Source organism: Streptomyces sp. 35G-GA-8, assembly GCF_023534745.1.
Lineage (GTDB): Bacteria > Actinomycetota > Actinomycetes > Streptomycetales > Streptomycetaceae > Streptomyces.
This window is the reverse complement of record NZ_JAMHJQ010000024.1, coordinates 45,327-65,206: the sequence shown is the minus strand read 5'-3', so window position 1 is coordinate 65,206 and position 19,880 is coordinate 45,327. Positions and strand designations below refer to the sequence as shown.

Annotated in this window: 19 protein-coding genes; 8 read left to right on the top strand and 11 right to left on the bottom strand. The window is 70.1% G+C overall.

Going from position 1 to position 19,880, the window contains the following annotated elements:
* Nucleotides 1-456: 456 nt before the first annotated feature.
* Nucleotides 457-2,979 carry a DEAD/DEAH box helicase gene (locus M1203_RS36155; RefSeq protein WP_249954105.1) on the top strand — a complete coding sequence of 841 codons (2,523 nt, stop codon included), beginning with the start codon at nt 457-459 and terminating at the stop codon, nt 2,977-2,979.
* A gap of 138 nt (nt 2,980-3,117) precedes the next feature.
* The gene (locus M1203_RS36150) at nt 3,118-4,197 is read left to right on the top strand and encodes a hypothetical protein (protein ID WP_249954104.1); all 1,080 of its coding nucleotides are present in this window, start codon (nt 3,118-3,120) and stop codon (nt 4,195-4,197) included.
* A 175-nt stretch (nt 4,198-4,372) separates the two neighbouring features.
* Here the strand turns inward: M1203_RS36150 and M1203_RS36145 are convergent, their stop codons facing one another.
* The 4 genes from M1203_RS36145 to M1203_RS36130 form a co-directional block, all read right to left on the bottom strand.
* The gene (locus tag M1203_RS36145) at nt 4,373-5,653 is read right to left on the bottom strand and encodes a hypothetical protein (RefSeq protein WP_249954103.1); all 1,281 of its coding nucleotides are present in this window, start codon (nt 5,651-5,653) and stop codon (nt 4,373-4,375) included.
* A 167-nt stretch (nt 5,654-5,820) separates the two neighbouring features.
* Nucleotides 5,821-6,045, bottom strand: coding sequence for a hypothetical protein (locus tag M1203_RS36140; RefSeq protein WP_249954102.1), 225 nt, complete (start codon nt 6,043-6,045; stop codon nt 5,821-5,823).
* Between the two features lie 2 nt (nt 6,046-6,047).
* Nucleotides 6,048-6,398 (bottom strand): hypothetical protein, encoded by a 351-nt coding sequence (locus M1203_RS36135; RefSeq protein ID WP_249954101.1) that lies wholly within the window; start codon nt 6,396-6,398, stop codon nt 6,048-6,050.
* Nucleotides 6,399-6,506: 108 nt separating this feature from the next.
* Nucleotides 6,507-8,141: a replication-relaxation family protein gene (locus M1203_RS36130; protein ID WP_249954100.1), complete on the bottom strand. Its 1,635-nt coding sequence runs from the start codon at nt 8,139-8,141 to the stop codon at nt 6,507-6,509.
* A gap of 1,026 nt (nt 8,142-9,167) precedes the next feature.
* Between M1203_RS36130 and M1203_RS36125 the strand changes: the two genes are divergently transcribed.
* Nucleotides 9,168-9,350, top strand: coding sequence for a hypothetical protein (locus tag M1203_RS36125; RefSeq protein ID WP_249954099.1), 183 nt, complete (start codon nt 9,168-9,170; stop codon nt 9,348-9,350).
* 144 nt (nt 9,351-9,494) lie between these two features.
* Nucleotides 9,495-10,700: a helix-turn-helix domain-containing protein gene (locus M1203_RS36120; protein ID WP_249954098.1), complete on the top strand. Its 1,206-nt coding sequence runs from the start codon at nt 9,495-9,497 to the stop codon at nt 10,698-10,700.
* A gap of 158 nt (nt 10,701-10,858) precedes the next feature.
* On the opposite strand, the gene mobF is transcribed toward M1203_RS36120, so the two are convergent.
* Nucleotides 10,859-12,829, bottom strand: coding sequence for a MobF family relaxase (gene mobF / locus M1203_RS36115; RefSeq protein WP_249954097.1), 1,971 nt, complete (start codon nt 12,827-12,829; stop codon nt 10,859-10,861).
* A gap of 294 nt (nt 12,830-13,123) precedes the next feature.
* On the opposite strand from mobF, the gene M1203_RS36110 reads away from it, so the two are divergent.
* From M1203_RS36110 to M1203_RS36100, 3 genes are all read left to right on the top strand, one after another.
* On the top strand, nt 13,124-13,417 hold the full coding sequence (locus M1203_RS36110; RefSeq protein WP_249954096.1) for a hypothetical protein: 294 nt from the start codon (nt 13,124-13,126) through the stop codon (nt 13,415-13,417).
* 282 nt (nt 13,418-13,699) lie between these two features.
* Entirely contained in the window at nt 13,700-14,194 is a 495-nt protein-coding gene (locus M1203_RS36105) for a hypothetical protein (protein ID WP_249954095.1), read from the top strand.
* 33 nt (nt 14,195-14,227) lie between these two features.
* Nucleotides 14,228-14,842: a 2'-5' RNA ligase family protein gene (locus tag M1203_RS36100; protein ID WP_249954094.1), complete on the top strand. Its 615-nt coding sequence runs from the start codon at nt 14,228-14,230 to the stop codon at nt 14,840-14,842.
* Between the two features lie 163 nt (nt 14,843-15,005).
* On the opposite strand, the gene M1203_RS36095 is transcribed toward M1203_RS36100, so the two are convergent.
* The 3 genes from M1203_RS36095 to M1203_RS36085 form a co-directional block, all read right to left on the bottom strand.
* A complete protein-coding gene (locus M1203_RS36095; protein ID WP_249954093.1) occupies nt 15,006-15,329 on the bottom strand; it encodes a hypothetical protein in 324 nt (107 codons plus the stop codon).
* Between the two features lie 384 nt (nt 15,330-15,713).
* On the bottom strand, nt 15,714-16,670 hold the full coding sequence (locus M1203_RS36090; protein WP_249954092.1) for a hypothetical protein: 957 nt from the start codon (nt 16,668-16,670) through the stop codon (nt 15,714-15,716).
* Nucleotides 16,667-17,305 carry a plasmid partition protein gene (locus M1203_RS36085; protein ID WP_249954091.1) on the bottom strand — a complete coding sequence of 213 codons (639 nt, stop codon included), beginning with the start codon at nt 17,303-17,305 and terminating at the stop codon, nt 16,667-16,669. The genes M1203_RS36090 and M1203_RS36085 overlap by 4 nt, the downstream gene beginning before the upstream one ends.
* A gap of 348 nt (nt 17,306-17,653) precedes the next feature.
* On the opposite strand from M1203_RS36085, the gene M1203_RS36080 reads away from it, so the two are divergent.
* The gene (locus tag M1203_RS36080; RefSeq protein ID WP_249954090.1) at nt 17,654-18,163 is read left to right on the top strand and encodes a hypothetical protein; all 510 of its coding nucleotides are present in this window, start codon (nt 17,654-17,656) and stop codon (nt 18,161-18,163) included.
* Nucleotides 18,164-18,304: 141 nt separating this feature from the next.
* Here the strand turns inward: M1203_RS36080 and M1203_RS36075 are convergent, their stop codons facing one another.
* The 3 genes from M1203_RS36075 to M1203_RS36065 form a co-directional block, all read right to left on the bottom strand.
* A complete protein-coding gene (locus M1203_RS36075; protein ID WP_249954089.1) occupies nt 18,305-18,775 on the bottom strand; it encodes a hypothetical protein in 471 nt (156 codons plus the stop codon).
* 80 nt (nt 18,776-18,855) lie between these two features.
* On the bottom strand, nt 18,856-19,101 hold the full coding sequence (locus M1203_RS36070; RefSeq protein ID WP_249954088.1) for a hypothetical protein: 246 nt from the start codon (nt 19,099-19,101) through the stop codon (nt 18,856-18,858).
* A 283-nt stretch (nt 19,102-19,384) separates the two neighbouring features.
* Nucleotides 19,385-19,879: a hypothetical protein gene (locus M1203_RS36065; protein ID WP_249954087.1), complete on the bottom strand. Its 495-nt coding sequence runs from the start codon at nt 19,877-19,879 to the stop codon at nt 19,385-19,387.
* Nucleotide 19,880: the final 1 nt, after the last annotated feature.

Genomic DNA, 19,880 nt, shown 5'->3' with positions numbered 1-19,880 from the left:
GGGCCAGGCGTGCCACGCTCCGCGCGGCATGCCCACCAGGGCTCACGCCACAAGCAGCAGCAACAGGAAGGGGTGGTGACGGACAGTCGGGACGGGTGAGGAGTCTCGGGGGCCACCCACCCGGAGAACTGGACCCGATTGACGGGGCGTCACCGTCCCGGATTGGCTTGCGATAAGGCAAGACTAGCAGCTCTCGGCCACGTTAGAGGGAATCTCACGATTCGGTATGCTTCATTTTTGGTGTCGAGATAAGCTATGGACTCAGAGCACACCACCCCGGACCGCTTCGAAGGGTTATCTAGATCCATCCCACGGCCTTGCCGGTGCTCCGGGGAGGCAGAGTCTCCAGCCGATCGCGTCAGTGCAACCGTAGCCCTTGTGGCCACTCTACGTGCAGGTTTCCCGTTCCCCGCCGCTCGAATCGACCGGACGGCACCCCAGGAGAAGGCAGGCGATATGTCGAGCACAGACCGCGCTGATCAGCGCGAGGCAGCCCAGCGAGAAGCCATTGACGCGGTCGTACGCGCCCTCGAATTTCCTGCAAGATCACTTGTGCCCGAACGGGGGCTTCGAACGCAGGTGATCATGGCGACCGGGTCCGGGAAGACCCGGGTGGCGGTCCGCAGCGCGGAGGAGCTCCACGCGGGCCGTGTGCTGGTGCTCGTGCCCTCGCTGGACCTGCTCGCCCAGACCGAGGCCGCGTGGCGCGAGGGGGGCCGCCGGGGGCCGATGATCGGGGTGTCCTCGCTGCGGGGTGAGGAGGTGTCCTTCCCCAACACCACGGACGTGGACGAGCTGGTGGAGTGGACGCGGGGCCTGGACAAGGTGACCGTCTACGCCACGTACGCCAGCCTCGGGCTGGGCACGCTGGAGCGGGCGCACGCCGGGGGCCTCGCGGCCTGGGACCTGATCGTCGTGGATGAGGCCCACCGCGTTTCGGGCCGGATCGGGAAGCCGTGGGCGGTCGTCCACGACAACCAGAAGATCCCGTCCCTGCGCCGCCTCTACATGACGGCCACGCCGCGGCTGTGGCAGCTCGGGGACGAGGACGAGGCCGGCGCCCCCGGCGAGCTGGTCGCGAGCATGGAAGACGACCCCGAGGGCCCCTTCGGCAGCCGCTGCTTCACCCTGACGCTCTCGGAGGCCATCGACCGGGGAATCTGTGCCCCCTACCAGGTCGTATGCGTGGACGTCACCGATACGCAGCTCCAGGCCGCCCAGCTCCTGGGCGCCGAAAGCCGCTCGGCAGAAGTGCGCGGGGCCCGGCTCGCCGCGCTCCAGACCGCCCTGGTGAAGGCGTCCGCGGAGGAGAACTTCCGGCGCACGCTCGTGTTCCACCACGTGGTGAAGGAGGCCGAAGCGTTCGCCGCCGGCCTTCCGGACGTCGCCGCGCAGCTGCACGCCAGCGACCCCGTCCTGTACCCGAAGACGATCTGGGCGGACTGGCTGTGCGGCGACCACAAGCCGCTCCACCGCCGCCGCCTCCTGGGCGAGTTCGCGGCCGGGATCGCCACGGACGGCACCGTCGTGGAGAAGTGCTTCCTCTGCTCGGTGAAGGTCCTGGGCGAGGGCGTCGACACCAAGAACTGCGACTCCGTCTACTGGGCCGACGTACGCGGCTCGATGCCCGACCTCGTCCAGGCCGTGGGCCGCGCTCTGCGGATGCAGCCCGGCGAGGGCAAGATGGCCTCGCTCGTGGTGCCGGTGCTGCTCGGGCCCGGGGAAACGGCGGACAACATGCTGACCTCGCGGGCGTTCGGCGGGCTCGCCAAGCTGCTGGAGGCGCTGCGGGCGCACGACGCCAGGATCGTGGAGACCCTCGCGGAGCAGCAGGCCCCGAGCCGCTACAAGCCCGCCAGCAAGGACGACAGCGGCAAGAGCGCGGGCGGGAGCGGCGAGGGCTCCGGAGGCGTTAGCGCCCCCGCCAAGGCCCTGCTGAAGTTCTCCACGCCCCGGGACCCGGCCGCCTTGGCGGCGTTCATCAACCTGCGCGTCCTCAACCCGGAGCACGAGCACTGGCGGCGCGGCGTGGAGGCCGCCGTCATCTACGCCCGCGAGCACGGCGACTTGAAGGTGCCGTTCACGTTCCGGGTGCCCGCCGTCGACGGCCAGGAGGCGGAAGCCACCGGGTGGCCGGCCTCGCTCGCCAACTTCCCGCTCGGGCAGTGGACCGCCGACGCGCGCCGGTTCTACGCCCGCGGCGACATGGATGAGGACCGCGTCGCGCAGCTGGAGAAGCTCGGCATGATCTGGTCGCACTACGACGTCGCGTGGGAGGAGGGCCTGTCCGCCGCTCGCGGATGGGCGGCGGAACACGGGCACCTCCTGGCCCCGCTGGACGCCACCCTCCAGGGCGCGAAGGTGGGCATCTTCCTGAAGAACGCGCGGGCCGCCGCCCGGAAGGCGGCTGAGAACGAGCAGCGGCGCGCCGAGGGCCTGCTGGTGGAGTCGTCGGCCGGTGCGCTGTCGGACGAGCGGCGCGAGCAGCTGGAGGAGATCGACGCCTCCTGGTGCCCGAGCTGGCCGGTGACGTGGCAGCGGTGCTTCCACCTAGTCCGGATGCACCTGGACGCCGGTGAGGCGCCGCCCACCGAGGCGGGCGACGTCGTGCGCCAGGGCGAGGACCTCGGGCGGTGGGTGCAGTCGGTCCGGCTCGGCTGGGACCAGCTCACGGCCGTGCAGCAGTGGATGTGCGAGAACGTCCTCGGGATCGAGCCCGCCAGCGAGGACGAGAAGCCGCAGCGGCCCCGTACGCAGGCCGACAAGTGGACCGCCAACCTCACCGCCGCCCGGCAGTTCTTCGAGCGCGAAGGCCACCTCAAGGTCCCGCGCAAGCACGTGGAGACCGTGCTCTCCGAGGACGGCCGGGAGGACCAGTACCGCCTGGGGGCATGGGTCAACAACCAGCGGAGCCGGGCCGCCGGGCTGTCGCCGGAGCGGGTGGAGCAGCTGTCCAAGGTCGGGATGCGGTGGTCCTGATGATGACCGTCGTCGTCACCGCGGCCGCCGCGCTCGCAGGAGTCACCCAGTAGCAGCCGTTTGGCCACTCCGTGACAGCAGCTCCACCTCCGCACCCTGCTGACAACCATCAACTGCCACCATCGCAAGGAGAACCTGATGCACATCACCCCCACCGACGCGGCGCGCGGAGCGATCGGCCGGCAGGCCGAAGGGCTGGACGCGGAAGGGGCGCGGGCCAAGCGGGAAAAATTGGTGCAGCTGATCGACCGGCAGCGGACGCCCGGCACGTCGGAGCACGCGGACCTGCGGCGGCGGGACCCGCTGATCGACGGCTTCGAACAGGACGACTACTTCAGCGACTCCGTCGCCGACCGGGTGGCCCAGCACTTCGAGACGATGGACGCCAAGGTCAGCGAGTGGGATCGGGTAATCGCGCTGCTGGAGGAGACCGGCGGTGCGTACGCGGCCGCGCAGGATGCCGTGCAGACCGCCTGGGCGGCCGACTACGAAGAGCGCCGGACCGCAACCGTGGGCTGGCACCGGCAGCAGCTGGCTGAACGGCGGGCGGCCGAGCGGGACCGGCTGCACGGCATGTCGGTGCACCTCGGGGCGGACGCCGCCGCAGCCGCTCGCCGCCTCGCCCAGCGTATGGGCGCCATCCCCGAGCAGCTGGCAGCCGAAGTACTCCGTGCGGTCCTCGCCGGCGCCGTCGTCCGGGCCGATGGCACACTTGCACTGCCCGCCGTGCCGATCGTCCCCCGTCAGCAGCTGGTCTCCCCCGCCTCGGAGGAAGAGCCGGTGGAGTCCCCAGCCCCGTCCTCGGCCCCGACCTCGGTGCCAGCGCTGGAGGCGAAGGACATCCTGGCGGCGGCGGAACGGTTCCCGTGGGCCCTGGCCGCGCCGGGGACACGTCACTGGCCGGATGGGGAGTTCCTGGACGTCGCGCTGAGCACGGTGCGCACCGAGGAACGCGAGGGGTACATCGAGCGCCTGGAGGCGTTCGTGGAGCAGCGCCGCGCCCGCCTGGAGGAGCTGCTGCGGGCGTACGGGCCGGGCAGCAGGCCCGCCTCGCACGGCCGGTACGCACTGGTCGGGCGGCCCGAGACGCTGGTCATCCTGGAACGGATGGAGACCCACCCGTTCGGTCTGCGCGCCCAGTGGGAGAAAGAGAGGGAGGCCGTCCTGCTGGACGACCTCGAGTTCGCGTGGGGGCCGCGCATCCGACTCAGCCGGTGAACGCCAGGGAACGAACAGCGGGGCCGGACAGGGTGATCCGACGCTGTTGGCGAATTTAGGGCCGCTGCTCTACTTCGTCCTGCCGACGTGTTCGGCGAGCAGCAAAGCGCCCGCCCCTGGCTCGAACACCAGGGGCGGGCGTTTCGCCTGCTCCAGGAGACCTGGGACCGGACGGTCAGCCTGCGATCGAGACGGTGAACTTCTCCGCATCCAGGACCCGCTCGGCCTGGACGAACCTCCCGTACTCGCCACCCGCAGCCGTGTTCTCCGGCAGCGGGACGTGCCCGCGGACACAGGGTTCGTACCCGGTGGGCTGCCTGCCGAGGAAGTAATAGATCTTCCAGGTGCCGTCCTCGAACTTCGGGAGGATCTCGGCGCAGCTGCCGCCGTCCTGGCCGCCCTGGAAGGTGCCGGCGAACGGGTACTCGTCGCACGAGTCTTCCGGTATGTCGCCCTGCGGGTAGAAGGGGATGCTGCTTCCTTCCTTGCAGGTCCGGTACCGGTTGGCCTCGGCTGCGGCCTCGCTCTTGTTCCGGATGAGCGGATTTTCAGGAGTCCCCCAGCGGTCGGCGAGCGCGGCCTGGGCGTACCAGTAGGTGGCGGCCGCGGTGCCGAACTGGGAGAGCGGCAAGTTCAGTTGGGCCCGTGCCTGTCCGATCACGCAGCCGTACCCGGCCGACTCTGCGTCGCAGCGCACCTGCGTGGGCAGCGACCAGTTGTGATTCCAGTCTCCAGGGATGTCGCCCGGCTGGTAGAGCTGGAGCGCGTACTGTGGCGTGATCTGGGTGACCGTGCCGCTGGCCGGGTGGCTGGAGAACGTGACGTGACTGCTCACGCTCTGCCCCAGGACGAGGACCTTGGTACCCCACGCGTCGGCGTTGAGCATCCCGCAGGAGTTCGTGCACGAGGCCGTGAGCTTGACGGCGAGGCTCCGAACGTTGCCCTCCAGCCTCGTGACGGTGGCGGTGAACATCTCGTTCCACCAGCCGCTGCGCGCATCGAGCGTGGCGGAGCCACTGAGGCTGATCTCCCCGACACCCTTCACGGACCCGTTGACCGGGTCGTAGAGGGTGTAGGTGAGCCGCGCGTCGGATAGGCAGTACGAATGCCGGTCGAAGCGGTAGTTGCCGGGCTGGACGGAACACGCCTCAGCGGCCAGCGGCGCGGCGGTGCGACTGTCAGCCGTGCGCGTGACCTCTGTGCAGGCCCTAGCGCTGCCCTTGCGGCCCTTTGAAGCGGGGATATCCGTACAGGTCTTACCGGCAGGGAGAGCCGCGCTCATGGACTCCTGAGGCGGCCCTGATGCGGCCAGCCGCTGCGGGTCCAGCGTCGTAAGGAGCTGCTCCTGCGCGGTCGGTGCGGTTCCAGATGGCGCGGCCGTCGCGGTTCCGGTGAGAGCGCCGGCGGCGAGGGCGAGTGACGCCATCACCATCAGGCACTGTCGGGCACGATTCACTGGACTCCTTCGAGGCTTTTGATCTTGCTCGATAGGTGCATCGTCAACGGGGCACTATCCAATGGGCGCAAGTGATCGTCAATAACACCCAACCGGACAGCTCCCACTGCAAGTTGAGAATTGGCCAACAGCGTCAGGTGATCCTGTCCGGCCCCGCTGTCGTCGGGTCAACCGAAGTCGAGCGTGTCCTGGGCGAAGTCGGCCGGGGCCGGGGTGGGCGCGGGTGTCGGCGGTCCCGCCGGGCGGGCGGCCTGCCAGCGTTCGGCCAGCTCGTCCTTCCAGCCCTTCGGCGGGGGCCACGGCACACCCCAGGCGGCGAGCTGGTCGCGCTTCCAGCCGCCGGCGGGCGTGCGGGCGGCTTCGACCTCTTCGGGCGAGGGCAGGTCGGTCATGGTCAGCGGCCGCCCATGAGGAACAGGGCCGACGCCGGGTTCGCGAGGCTCTTGCCCAGCTGCTCGCTGTCGGCCGCGACCGTCCGCAGCTCTGCGGCGGTCGTAGCCACCTCGGTCTTCACGTCGCCCTGCCCGACCGTGACCTTGTCGCTCTTGGCCAGGAGCTCCAGGACGTCGGCGGTCTGCTCGAACGCCTGCGGGAGCCGCTCCACCAACGACTTCAGCGCTTGGGTGGACTCCGACAGCGCGGGCGCGGACAGCTCCTTCGCGTCGTCCAGCACCAGCCGGTTGAACTCCTCGATCAGGTCCCGGGCCTGACGCACCAACTGCGCCGGATCCGTCTTCGCCGCCATGCTCTCGCCCCTCGCCGCCGGAATGGTGACCCTCAGTCTCCCCCACCACCGACAGCCGGACGGACCGGTACGTGTACCCGTCGCCTGGCCGCCAGCGGCGCGCCCGGCTCAGCGCCGCAGGCGCGAGAGCCAGCCGGTCTTCTGCTCGGGCACGGCCGGCTCCTGCTCCTGGTCGCGCTGCTCCCGCCGGGGGCTCACACCCCAGATCTGCTCCAAGTCGGACTCGAACCGCTGGTCGCAGTCCCCGCACAGAAACGGGCGCTTCGCTGGGGAAGTGCTCCAGCCGACGCGCGCGGTCGCCTTCCATCGTTCGTCGGTGAACGCGGCACCGCACTCGGTACAGACGGGGCGCTCGGGGGCGGGCCAGAAGTCGTCCGGCCCGGCCTCACCGCGCACCGGCTTCTGGCGCTCCGGGGTGTCAGCCGCTGGGCTGACGACCGCGCCGGCCTTCTGCTTGCAGCTGTTGCACAGCTGCGGGTGGGAGTCCTTCGTGGCTCCCCAGACTTTCGGCTGTACCGCGTCCCAGCGGGCGTCGGTGAACTTCGCCCCGCAGCCGGTGCAGACGGGACGGCGGGCTTCACGTTCAGCGGCCTGCTTCGCCGCCTGCTCCTGCGCTGCCCGCCGTACCTGTTCTTGGTACGCCGCCGCCCGGGTCTTGGCCTCCTCTGCCTCGCGGGCCTGGGCGGCCTCGAAGCGCGGGTTGCCGATCGCCTCCAGGAGCGGCTGGACGTGGTCGCGGCCGAAGCGGAGGAACACCGGGCCAGCCGGGCCGTGCTGGCGAAGGTTCTTCAGCCCGACCGCGATGATCGGGATCTTCCGGTCGTAGAGATGGTGGCCGCCGCGCTGCCGCTCCCCCTGCCACAGGTGGCGGGTCAGCTCTCGCAGGCGCGGGACGGTGTGGTTTGGGTTGCGCTCGCCGATGTGGTTAAACACCAGCAGCACCGGCGGGTGCGGTACCTCCCCGTACGGGCCCTCGGGGGCGGTCCAGCGTGTGCGCCACATCGGGCGCTCCTTGCCGTCGGTATCCTTCGCGGTGCGGCGGAAGAAGCGGGCGTACTTCTCCAGCTTGTCGGCGATCTCCTCTGCGGTCTCGTGGCAGTTGTCGACCTCGATGAACAGCAGCGGCACTCCGTCCTGCGGGGCGGTGAGCACGAGGTCGGCCTGGGCGCCGCCCTTGCCGGGTGCGTTCCAGGTGCCGGTCGCCGGGAGCGGGACCTCGGTCCAGTACGAGGCGATGGTGCCGATGCCGTCCGGTCCGTCGACGGCGGCCTGGGCGGCGGACTGGACGTGCGGCGGGTCGTCGGCGAGCTTGGCCATGTTCGGCTTCGGGCGCAGCATCGCGATCACGGTCTCGTTGACGGCCATCGGGTGGGAGGCCCCGCTGGAGCCCGCGCCGCGCGCGGTGGAGCCCATCTCCATCACCGGCCGCCGCAGCTCGTAGGAGGCGGCCTCCAACCCCTTGAGGGTCAGGTTCCGCAGCGAGTCGCCGGTCTCCGTGGAGCCGCCGTTCTCGGACAGGCCGTGCTTGCGCATGTCGGAGAGCGCGCCGGTGTGCGAGGCGGTGCGGGCCTGCTTCTGCTTCGACGGGGTGTCCTTGTCGGTGTGCCGGTGACTCAGGTGCGGCGCGCCGATCCGCTGGATCTGATCGCCCGTGGCCACCTTCAGCACTCCGAGCACGCGCAGCACATCGCCGCGGAAACTGTTCGTCGACCCCGCCGGGTTCGTCCTGCGCTTCCCGCCCATCAGCCCTGCACCCTCGTTGCCCGCGCGCGGCCACCGGCCGGGCGCTGGCCGGGCCCGGCCGCAGAGGGCATCCGCCCCCCGGACCCGATGATCTCCTCCACCACTGACATCACCAGCAAGTCCAAGGAGGGAGTAGAGGGTCGTGACGGTGCCGGGCTGCACGGGATTCGCGGCGTGACCAGGGGTTTTTCTGTCCGGTCTGGTGCCGGGCACCAAAGGGGGTTCTCAAGGGGCCTCCGAAGGGGGCGCCACGGGAGTGCACCGTGGCTTGCCCGGTGCTGGTCGGCCTCATGGTCGGGTCGGGCATGGCGGGGGCCGGCTGCTGGTCGGTGCGCGGTCATCGCGGTGGTCTCCCTCGGTTCGAGCGCCCCGGGGCGGGGCGGTGATCGAGGCAGCAGCGTGCACGCCCACCCCTTGTCCGCGGTCTGACAGCAGCCGGTAGCGAGCACGGCCGAGGAGAAACGCGACCATGCGCGGCCAGGGGCGGGCCTGGACAAGGGGTCATGGTGGGACGCGTGGTGGGGCCGACCACGGTGGACAAGGGGGGCCGGGTATGCCCCTGGCGGCCCGGTTTGTCACATCCAGTGGGGCCGGGGAAGTCTCCGTCGTCTGCCTGCGGGCCCCGGCCGGAACTCCAGTCCTGCCGCCAGCCCTCGGAACAGCTCAGAGCCATTCAGCGAGTTGGAGGGGGTGGGAAGCAATACCAAGATCCGGATGCTTGTGGGGGCGTTTTTCCGGTTTCCCTGCGGAATGCCCGCCCGGCCTCTACGAAACTGTCCGATCAATCCCCGCTTGTACTGGGAATGGGAGCATTTGACCGAATGGTATTTGGGCCGAACGTGTCACTACAGTCACAGAGCGCGAGCCCACTCTTTCCACGGACCGGGCTCACGCTCTACGTGACTACGAACCCGGAGGTTCGCGATGTCTGCATCCCCAGTCCGTTCTTGGATCAAACGCCTGTGGCGGCGACTCACAGGTCCGAACCCTAACAAAGGCGCCCCCGGCACGGATATGCCTGTCAACATGCGGGCAACACCGGGCAACTGGCACCGTGATGCGCACCGCGCGGGTGGTAGCGCGTTCCCGCCGCTGGTGATCGCGCCCGGTTCACCGGACTCCACGGGCCTCGTGATTCTGCTCGTGGTGACCGTCGTGTGGGCGCTTCTCGCTCACCTCCGCACCCGGAACGACGGCCCTTCACGCTGACGTCCTGGGGGCCGGCGACACCCGGCCCCCAGCCGGATCCTGTCGCGCCCGTTCCCTACAGAACGGGCGCGACATCACTCTTCCCCGTAACGTTTCCCGGGCGGCTCACCCCTTTCGTCGCAACGGGTTCCTACCCCGTGAGGGATGACCACGATGGGGCACGCGTTCTCACCGAGCCACTGCAAACAGTGCGGAAGCCAGCTACCGCAGCAGCACACCGGCCGCCCCGGCGAGTACTGCGGCACCAAGTGCCGCCAGGCCGCCCACCGCAGGCGCCACAGCAACCCGCCGGGCACCGAGAAGTACGACCGCTACCTGAGGGAAGAACTGGGCCGCCTGGAGGACGATGTGAAGCTACTGCGCCACCTCCTGGACGTTCCCGACAGCGCCCCCGAAGAACCGCTGCGTCTCCTGGTACAGCTCCAGCGCCGCGCCGCCTATGTCGAGCGTGTCATGGTCGGCCGTACCAAGGTGATCGGCGCCTCCTGGGAAACGATCGGCGCGCTGGTCGGGTCGAACAAGGACTCCGCACGCAAGAAGTACACACCGGAGATGATCCAGCGCGCCCTCAACCGGCACGCCAGCCCGGCTCTCCCGTCCGCAGCGCCCGTCCAGCGGCGCCCCAGCTCCCCGCCCGCCACCGGCGGACCGCCTGCTTCTCCCCCGCCGCCCGGCGAAGAGCCTCTGACTCACTCACCACACGCCAAGGACCTGGCCCAAGTCCTGAGTGGACTCCAGAAAGCCTCCCGCCAGAGCCTGCGGGACCTGAGCCGCAGTACCGGCCTGTCGCCCAGCTTCCTGTCCCGCCTGATGAGCGGCGAACGCTTCCCCACCTGGAAATCCGCCGCCTCCATCGCCCAGGCCTGCGGTGCCGAACCCGGCCTGCTGCGGAAAGTCTGGGAAGACGCCGAAGCCCGCCGCTACACAGGCCGGACCACCAACCTCGCCTCCGCACTGCGCTACCTCCACATGCGGGCCGGCAGCCCCAGCCCCTGGGCCATGGAAATCACCAGCAGCCACACCCTCCCCCAGGACCACATCACCGCACTCCTCGACGGCACCACCACCGGAACCTGGGACGACGTCCTGCGCCTCATCCAGATCCTCGACGGCGAACCCGCCTACTTCCAGCCCCTCTGGGAAACCCAAACCCGCACCCCGCAAACGTCACTCCCGCCGTCCCCGCCGCCCCCGCCGCCACGGCCCCCCACGGAGCCCGCCCAGCGCCTGGAGAACCTTTTCTTCGCCTTCAACGACACCTTCCCTCCGACCCGTTACACACCCCCCATCCCACAACGCCGCCCCCTCCCGACCCCCATCACCGCACTCACCCGCTGGCCCCGCCCATAGACCGCCAGCGCGTTCACAGTCCGGCAGAGCCGGCCTCCACATGCCCTGTGCTCCGTCAAACAGGCTCGCGCAGCACGCTCAGCGAGCGGCGCGCCCGGGCCGGTGCGCACCGCCGGGAGTAGTGCGCGACGCTTCGCGTGCGTCGAATCGTGGTGCACTCAACGGCCGGCTTCTCGCCCTTGGTGCGGGCCGGGCTGCTGAGGGCGGTACGCCCGCTGGCCGTCCTCCCGCGCCATGGGCGGTGCGTCGGCGTCCTCCCGGCCGGCGTAGCGGTCCATGGTCGCCTGGGCGTGGTCGGCCGCCTTGGTGAAGGCGTCCCGGAGACGGCGCAGCCGTTCGTCGGTGAGATCGAGGGCTTCCACATCGGTGCGCGATGCCTTCAGGGCCCGCAGCGCCGTCAGGTCGATCGCCGACCGCGGCCCGGCCCCCGGCTCCTGGTCGTCGTGCTCGGCTTCGGTGTGAGGGTGCGCGAGCAGTTGCTCAGGCACCGCGGCCTGCTGGTGCGCGGTGACGTCGTACGCCCGGCCCCGCACGGCGTTGGCGGTGGCGGTGGCGCGCAGCTTCTCTCGGACCACCGCACCAGCGAGGACAGCGCGCTCGTACTGCAACGGGATGCGGGGGATCTCCCGCTCCCCCGCGTCCTGGCCCTGGGGCCGGGGCGCAGCCGGCTCGCCGGGACCGGCCGGGGGCGGTCGGTCCGGATCGGGCACGGCGGGCGTGCGGCGGCGGGCGGGGAGATCGGACAGGGACCACCGTGCGGTGTAGAGGCGGTAGTTGGCCTCCAGGCCGCGTACGGTCTTCGGCTCGCTGATGTCCAGGCAGTGGATGGAGATGGCGGTGGTGACGATCCGGTCGTCCAGGCCGGGGTCGCGGCGGCGGCCGCGCAGGACGAGAGCGAGGTGGCGGCGGGCTTCGGCGAGCAGGTGCCGGCGGTGGAAGCGGCCGCCGTCGTTCATCACGAACACGGTCGCGGTGACGTCAACGGCCGCCAGGGCGACGTCGACCACGGCGGCGACCCGTGCCCGGATCGCCCCGGCCGCGGCACGGGCGTACTCGAGGAGGGAGGTGATGACGTCGGCGGCCACACCGGAGGTGAGGATCGCGCTCGCCTTCCACCACGCGCGCAGCTGCGCGAGCGGCAGGGTCTTCTGCTTGGGCGGGCGGGTCTTGCGGGCGGCCATCTGTTTCAGCTTGGCGCGGGCCCTCTCGGAGACCACGGGCAGGAACCTCAGCTCGCCGTCGTCGTCGACGGCGGTGACGTACTCGTGCTCCAGCTCGGCCAGGCAGGCGGCGATCTGGTCGCTGCGCCGGGAGGTCCAGCGGATCAGCTCGTGCGGCACCCCGGCAATCTCCATCACCGGCCGGCGCCCCGGCGTGACGGTGCGGGGCCCGGTCGCCAGCCCCAGCGCCTCACAGACCTCAGCGGCCACGATCTCGTTGTAGAGCGCGGAGGCGGCCACGGTGTTCTCATGCAGGGCCAGAGTGTGGATCGAGCCCCACTTCCCGTCCAGGCGCTGCCCCTTCACCGACAGAAGCAGATGGTCATGGAGCAAAGGCATCCCGGAGCGTGCCTCGTAGTGGCGGAAGCGCGCAGCGACCAGACCGCCGGGCGGCCGCACCCGGTAGATGCCGTCCTTGCCGTACCGGATCACCGCGACCTCGTCCTCGATCCACTCCAGCACGCGTACGATCGCCCGCTCGTGCGCGGCCTCGATCACCAGCCGGGTCTCCTCATCGCCCAGCGCCCACAGGAGGTAGATGCTCGGCTGCGGCCGGAACACGAAGTCGACCCCGGTGACCGTCACCCGGCGACCGAGGGCGCCGGCCTTGAACGCCTGCTTCGGTGAGGCGCCCGCAGCGAGCAGGTCGGCCTCGATCCGGTCCGCGTCGGGATGGCGGCCGCGCTCGCCGAACAGGTTCCGCAGCTGCGCCTCGGTGACTTCCTCACCCGGCGCCAGCCCGAGCGCGGCAAGGCCGCGGCCCATCCAGCGCCCGGCCGGGACCCCGGCCTGCTCCTGGGCGGCGCGCAGCGGCGTGCGGGCCGGGCGGCGGGCGTCGCCGACGACGGTCTCGCGGAGGTAGTAGCGGTACATCTGACCGGCCCGGATCACCCTGATATCCACTGTCATACAGACCACGGCACACGGCTCTGACCTGCATGAAAAGGCCGATCAGCGGGACGTCCCGCCAGGCGGGAGCAGGGGCCGAACTTTCTTCGTCGGTGCCCGCCGGGCGGGACGCGGCCCCGGGCCGGACGCGAATGTCATCGCTCTCCGGCAACCCACCCGACACGACTTGAGACGACACCGAGCACCAACTGAGCACCACCGAGTGCCAAGGAAGACGCACCGCCAAGGAAGCACCGCCTACACAGCCCCCGGCACCCGCCGGGGGCTTCGTCGTGCTGCCCGGAGGAGAACACCGTGCCCACCTTCGAGACCCTCTCCCGCTTCACCGCCGACCTAAAACGCCTCAGCCCAGCCCAGCGCCAGCGCTTCCGCTGCGTCGTCCTCGACTCCTTCGTCCCCGATCTCCGCACCGGCCACTTCCGCCCCGGCCTGCGCATCAAGCGCATCCAGCGCGCACCTGGCGTCTACGAGCTCACGTGGGCCGGCAACGGCCGGGCGACCTGGTCGTACGGGAAGGAGAAGATACAGAGCACGCCACACGTCATCTGGCGCCGTATCGGCACCCACGACATCCTCACCGGACCATGACCACCAAGCCAGGCTCGAAGCCGCATGGCTCTGCTACCCGGTGTCCGCCGGTGGAGCGGCGCCATGTCGGCCCCGGGCGCGGGTTCGTTCGAGAGGCTGTTCACCTGCTCTGAGCAAGAGTGAGACAGGGCGTGCTTCATTGCAGCGGCTGCGGCTTCCGGCTGCGGTCCGTCTCGCCCGCCGGGCCGGATACTGGGCAACGCCGCCGCGCCAGGCCAGGCCGGTACGGCGGGTGCCTGGCCGCACTGCCTTCCGGGCGGTCCGGACCATACGGTGTGGGACATGGCAACGGACAGCTGGACCGCGCACCGGGAACTCGTGGTGCGCTGCCTGACCGAGGCGAAGATTCTGTGGCAGGAAGGCAAGTGGACCGTCAGCGATGCAGAACGGACCGCGGCCCGCGCGACCGGCCTGACGATGGCGGCCGCGTACGACTACCCGGCCCTCCCGGTCCGCGACCTGGCCGCCCCGCCGTCGTGGCTGCAACGGGCCTGCCGCCTGGCCGCCCTCGCCGGAACGCTGCGCGCGGCCGCCGACTCCCTTCCCGCGCAGGGGCCGTTGCCGATGCTCCTCGGCGCGACGGCGGATCTATGCGAGCAACTGCGCGACGACGTCGACCGACTCGAGTCGCAGTGGGCCGCCGACGCCTCGGAGGACGGGTCGGAGGCGTGGGAGCTGGATAACATCTCCAACGACGTGTGTCGCCGGGTGATCGAGGCCGACATCACGGTGGCCCGCCTCACCCGGTTCCTGAGCTCGATGCTGGTCGCGGACTGAGCGCCAGGCGCTCACCATCAACAAGGGGGACGGATGCGGGACTTCTTCGCGGGTGTCGAGACTCGGTGGCCGGCCTATCGGCGTGATCTGCACTGGCATCTGCTGCCGCCCTCCACGGAGCAGGCGGTGGACGACCTGCTGGGTCCGTACGCGGAACTGATCCGCTATCCCGGCATGGAGATGGTGACGCCGAAATGGCTCCACGCGACCGTTCTCCACGCCGGGCCGCGCGAGGAGGCCACCGATGACGAAATCGACGAGATGGTGGCACGGGTCCGCGACGCCGTGACCGGCACGGGGCCACTCACGCTGACTTTCTCACGGCCGTCCATCGGCACCGTCGCGATCGGGCGGGCCGCCCGGCCGGGGGCGACGGTCCGGCAGCTCTGGGATACGACCTGGACCGCGACGACCGCAGTGGTGGGGGAGCGCTGGAACCTGCTGCCCGAGATCCCCTACCCGCACATCACGATCGCCTACGCCGGGCGCGACGCCGCCCACGCCGACCGCGCCGCCATGAAGGCCATGCTGAGCGACATCGACGCCGGCGAGGTGACGCTCGATTTCCCCGCCCTGACGCTCGTCTCGCAGTGGCACACCCACCAGCACATCGTCTGGGAGCCCCTGGCGACGGTCCCGCTGTCGTGAGCCCGTTGTGAGTGGCAGGCCCTCAGGGCGTCGGTGCGGCTCAGGATGTCCTTCATGTCGTCGGCAGCTGCGGACAGCCGGCCCGAGTACTCCGGGTCGGCGACCGCCTCCCGTCCCGGCGGAGAAGCTGAGCAGTTGGAAGCAGGCACTGAACCGCGCGGCGCTACAGGTGCTTCTTCTGCTCCAGGCCGTCCAGGCGCTCCCACAGCCTGCGCACCGCGAGCGCCAGGACAGCCTGGTCGGCTCCGTCCAGCCGATCCGAGTCCACCTCGGGTGCGGCGAACTCCCCATCGCGGATCCGGCCGGCGTGGAGGGTCACCCAGGTGGATTGCAGGCTGCTGGTGACGCCGATCCACCGACCGTCGTCGTGGTGCTCGATGCGCTCCTGGTCCGGGGCGAGCCACGTCGTGCGGACCGTCTGCCAGCCCATGACGCTGATGATGGTCTTCGCGACGTCCGCCGCGAGCAGCCCGTTGATGTCCGCCACGGCCTCCCCTTCCTCTTGGTAATCGCCGCCGACCCTACTCTGCGAATAGCCCGGAAAATCTGACTTCGCACAGAACCCCTCGCTGTGGGGAAGTAGACGCGGGTCCGGAGCCGATACGACCAGGAGTGCGACGAGAGGCCCTACCCGTATCGGTCTGGCCGCCACGTTTGTCGCCGCTGCCGTCCAGGCCCGTGACTCAGGCCGCGACCGACGAGCCACGCTGGAGCAGTCCGAGGTCCGATCCGCGCAACCGTCTTTCTACGCAGTGAAGAGCACCGAGTTTCTGAGCTGACCGAAGGACTGCAACAGGCCAGCGACACGGCAGAGGGCCGGTTTCCCAGAAGGTCTGGGGACCCGGCCCCCTGCTTGCTGGTTCGGATCAGCTCATGTCGCCCGCGAAAGGAAGGCGTTGGCCCTCGCGGCGGCCTTGTCCGCTGCGGTCTTGGCCGATGCCAGAACGGTGGCGGTCGCGGTCGCGTCCTGTTCGAGCGCCTTCTTGATGCTGGCCGGGGCCAGGGCTCGGTGGCCGGCCTCCAGTTGCGTCACGGCGTCGCGCAGTGCGTCCAGCGCGGACGCCCGCTCGCCGCCCGTCTGCTGCCCGTGGCTGGTCTGGGGCGGGTTGCCAGCGAGTTCTCGAACGAGTGCGGTCAGCTCGTTCTGCGAGAGCTCCTTGTCTTTCTTGCGGGGCAACTGCTGGACGATGCCCGTGATCGCCTTCACGCTGACCGTCTTGCCGGTGGCGTCCTTGATGGTCTCGTGGACAGCGACGGAGGTCTCGGGGCCGTAGTCCTTGGTGATCGGGTTGAGGGCGCCAGCCGCCTTCTTACCGATGGCGGGGGTGTCTGCACGTGCAGACATTCCGTTCGAATTCTCTTCGAACGCTTTGTCTGCACGTGCAGACACCAGCTCACCGATCGCGTACGCAGTCATCTCTTCGTAGGCTATCGGCCGGGACTTGTTAAAGACTTCCTGGGCGAAGTCGCCGAAGGTGGCGTGGGTCTTGCGGTACAGACGGCGGTTGTTGATGTTGGCCATGGCCTTGCCCATGACCCACCAGGCGTCCTCGAACTGCTGGACACCTCGCATGCAGAGCAGGAGGATCTGCTCTTCTTCGTCGCTGAGGTCGCCCGCCGCGTCCGGGGTCTCGATGGGCTCCGGCAGGTCGGCGAGCGTCATCATCTTCTCCGGCCGCCCCTGCGCGAAGGTGACCGTGTCCTGGACGTGCCCTGAGTCGGCGTCAGCGCTCGGCCCGGCAGACAGAACTCCCTGCTGACCAGGGACGGTCGCCTGCTCAGCAGCCTTGCGAGCCTGACGGTCCTTGAAAGGGTTGGGCTTGGTCACGGCAGCAGCCCCCGCTCTTCCATCTCTGTGACCAGCGATTCGAATGCCGATCCCTTGGCCAGGATGTCGCTGCCCTCGTGGGTGCGCATGTACTTCACGACGGATGGCACCACGGTGGTGAAGACGTTGTAGCCCTCTTCCTCCAGGTACTCCCTGACCTGCTTGATCTCGCTCACGCCGGTCGGAGCCTTGCACAGCAGAATCCAGGTGGCCGGCGGCTTGCTATCCGCCCGTAGCGGCGCGACGTTCTTGATGAACTCCTTTGTGGGGAGCTCCTCCATGCGCTCAACGTCGTTCATCGACGGTGGCAGGTTGATGACGGCCAGGTCCGCGAGGCGCAGTACGGACGCGCCTACCGCTTGATGGTCTTCGAGGTGGCCGACGTCAACGACACCCACACCGTCCTCGAACCCGGCTGGGATCGTCTGGGGAACGTTGAGGTGGAAGGCTGGGGTTGCCGCCTGTTGGACGATGAAGGGATAGGTGCCCGCAGCCTGCCAGCGGCTGAACTGCCTGGAGTCATCCGCGTCGTAGCCGATCACCTTACGTCCGCGCTCGTGCAGTGCGTGACCCATCCACGCGGAGTTCGTGGTCTTGCCCGTACTGCGAGGGCTGACATTGGCGATGTAGTACATGGCGTGAGCGTACCGAGCCGACAACCTCCCCGAGCACCAGAGGCAGGGGTGAACTGCGCCCGAAACGCAAAAAAGGCGCCCCCTTTCTCCGGTAAGTCCCGGGAGAAAGGGGCCGCTTCGTGGTCACGGCGCCTTGGTGGCGAGGGGACAACTTCCCTGGGCGGGTCGCCGTCCGACTGCAGTGGGAGCGGCGGCCGCCGCTCGTCCGTCGGCCTATCGGCGATGCCCGGCTGCGGTCCGCTAAGTGTGCTGGTCGGGTAGCCGGAACCCATTGCTGGGTCCCGGCTACCCGAACACACAGCTAAGGCGCTTCGGCGGGGCCACGGATGGTCTGTCTATGGTTTCGTCATGACGAAAGACCACCCGTCGGCGGCCGAGAGCGACGGCGTCCAGGAGCACGAGCACGGCGATGTCGTCGCAGTGCACGAGACGGCCGTTGTCCAAACGCGCCTGCTGAAGCGTACGTGCGGGTATTGCGGCAAGCCGGTCACCTATGCGGGCACGGGGCGGCCTCCGAAGTACTGCAGCGACGGCCATCGGAAGTTGGCCTCTGCAGAGCGGCTCGCGCTGGCGCGGGCCGGCCGGTCAGGCGACGACGACCAGTCTTCGGAGCCGGTACGGGAGGTGGTGGAGCGTACGGTCACGGTGACCCAGACAGTGGTGCGCCAGGGGCCGGTTCGCCAGGTGCCGGCGACGCGCTTGAGCGGTGAGCCGTACACGCTGCCCGCAGATCCGATCGAGTGGGCGCAGGCCTTGGCCTATCTCCGGGGTGAAGCTACCCGATTCCTGCCCGCGCACCGCGCGTCGCTGGCGCAGGCTTGTGAGCTGACGGCCCGCGTATTGCGCTCCGTGGAGTAGCTGATGTCTGTCGCGGTCCAGCGGACCTGCGGCCCGCCCATCTCAAGGCAGCCATCCGTACCGTGCCGCCCCCAGTTGATGAAGAACAAAAAAGGCGGCCTTCCGCCCCGGGTGGTCCCGGGGCGGAAGGCCGCTTCGTGATCAGGGCGCCTTGGTGGCGAGGGTGTCGTCGATGAGGATCTCGGGTGCTGGGTCGGAGGTGGAGCGTGCCGTGGTGGCCTTGTCGATAGCGGGGGCGAGTGCGTCGTAGACGCGGCCGGAGAGGGCTTCCCGGTTGGGAAGGTTGGGGCCCATCCAGCCGGGGTGGGCGTCCTTGTCCAGCTCGGTGAGGTAGGTGACGAGTTGGGCGCCGGTGAGCGTGACCCGGATCATGCCGCGCTGTCCGCGGGGGCCATCAGCTGCGGTGGTCGTGACCTTCTTCAGCTCATCCGGGCGGGTGCCCTCCCAGACGTCCTTGTTGCAGATGATGTCCAGGGAGCCGATACCGGCGGCTTTCTTGGCGCGGCTGTCGTGGTGGGCCGGGGACTGAGTGTCGGCGCCGCACCCGGTGAGTGTCAGGACGACGGTCAGGGCGGTGGCGGCCAGGGCTGCGGTGCGGCGGATCTGCTGCACGGGGTTATGCCTCCAGGGTGAGATCGGGTTGGACGGGGCCGCCCGGGCCGTGGTGATCCCGGCGGCCGGGCGGGCGGGAGTCAGCGGGTGGCCGGGGCGAGCGCGGTCTTGTGGCTGTCGCGGTGGGCGCGCTGCGCCGGTTCGGCGAGGACGCGGAGGCCGTGCGGGTCGCCGACCGTGCCGCAGTCGCTGCACACCACGGCGTAGTTGCGGCGGCCGGCGCATCCGGAGTCGGCGTCGCGGGGCTTGCCGGAGGGCCGGACGGCGTGGGTGCATTCGGTGCCGTCCGGGTGGAGCGGGGCGATCTTCACGCTGATGCGGGCCATGGGCTTCGTCTCCTGGTCGGGTTCGGGGAGAGGCAGTTGGTGGAGCGCGGCCGCCGGGACGCGGGCCCGGGTGGGGCGCGGCGGGGTGGGCGGCTCGGTGCGGACGAGGGTCGTCTCGGGGAGGAGCCCGAGCTGTCCGGCAGCGGCCGCCCGGGTGCGCCAGGCCGCAGTGGCCCGTGCACTCGCAGCGGCCGCCCGCCCTCACGAACCGGATCCGCGCGCTGATCTCGTTCCAGTCGCGCGGGTAGCGGTGCAGGTTCTCGGGACGGATGGGCACGGCCGGTCACTCGCCGCCGGCGGCCTGGCGGTGCTCGAACGCCTCGATCAGTTCGCCCAGCGCGCTCGGGTCACCGGCGGTGCCGACCCAGATCCCCGCTTCGGTCCACACCGGGACCTCGCCGAAGTCTTCGGCGTCGAACCAGCAGACGTACGGCCCGTACCGCTCGATGGCGGCCGTGGCGATGGCGGCCGGGTCGGACAGCAGCGGCGCGGTCTCCAGCACGGTGAGGGTGGTGACGGCCAGCCACATCGGCTCGTCCGGCGTGCGGGGCAGCCGGAGGTAGCCGGTGACGCGGAGCTTGTCGCCGGGGACCAGGTCGTGCAGCACCGTGTGTGCCAACTCGGGGTCGGCGACGCTGCACGGCAGGATCATCTCGTCCGTGCGTTCGTCCGTCGGGGAGACGGTGAGGCGGAACCGCGCCGTCGACCCGTGCAGGTCGCCGGGCACGGTCTCCTCGTCCAGGAAGCCGTCCAGGGCTATCGCGTCGCTGGCGGCCACG

Coding starts and splice junctions, on each gene's coding strand:
- M1203_RS36070 (WP_249954088.1), bottom strand. CDS start 19,101: ATGGCCCGCATCAGCGTGAAGATCGCCCCGCTCCACCCGGACGGCACC.
- M1203_RS36150 (WP_249954104.1), top strand. CDS start 3,118: ATGCACATCACCCCCACCGACGCGGCGCGCGGAGCGATCGGCCGGCAG.
- M1203_RS36135 (WP_249954101.1), bottom strand. CDS start 6,398: ATGGCGGCGAAGACGGATCCGGCGCAGTTGGTGCGTCAGGCCCGGGAC.
- M1203_RS36100 (WP_249954094.1), top strand. CDS start 14,228: ATGCGGGACTTCTTCGCGGGTGTCGAGACTCGGTGGCCGGCCTATCGG.
- M1203_RS36155 (WP_249954105.1), top strand. CDS start 457: ATGTCGAGCACAGACCGCGCTGATCAGCGCGAGGCAGCCCAGCGAGAA.
- mobF (WP_249954097.1), bottom strand. CDS start 12,829: ATGACAGTGGATATCAGGGTGATCCGGGCCGGTCAGATGTACCGCTAC.
- M1203_RS36130 (WP_249954100.1), bottom strand. CDS start 8,141: ATGGGCGGGAAGCGCAGGACGAACCCGGCGGGGTCGACGAACAGTTTC.
- M1203_RS36120 (WP_249954098.1), top strand. CDS start 9,495: ATGACCACGATGGGGCACGCGTTCTCACCGAGCCACTGCAAACAGTGC.
- M1203_RS36105 (WP_249954095.1), top strand. CDS start 13,700: ATGGCAACGGACAGCTGGACCGCGCACCGGGAACTCGTGGTGCGCTGC.
- M1203_RS36125 (WP_249954099.1), top strand. CDS start 9,168: ATGCGGGCAACACCGGGCAACTGGCACCGTGATGCGCACCGCGCGGGT.
- M1203_RS36085 (WP_249954091.1), bottom strand. CDS start 17,305: ATGTACTACATCGCCAATGTCAGCCCTCGCAGTACGGGCAAGACCACG.
- M1203_RS36140 (WP_249954102.1), bottom strand. CDS start 6,045: ATGACCGACCTGCCCTCGCCCGAAGAGGTCGAAGCCGCCCGCACGCCC.
- M1203_RS36080 (WP_249954090.1), top strand. CDS start 17,654: ATGACGAAAGACCACCCGTCGGCGGCCGAGAGCGACGGCGTCCAGGAG.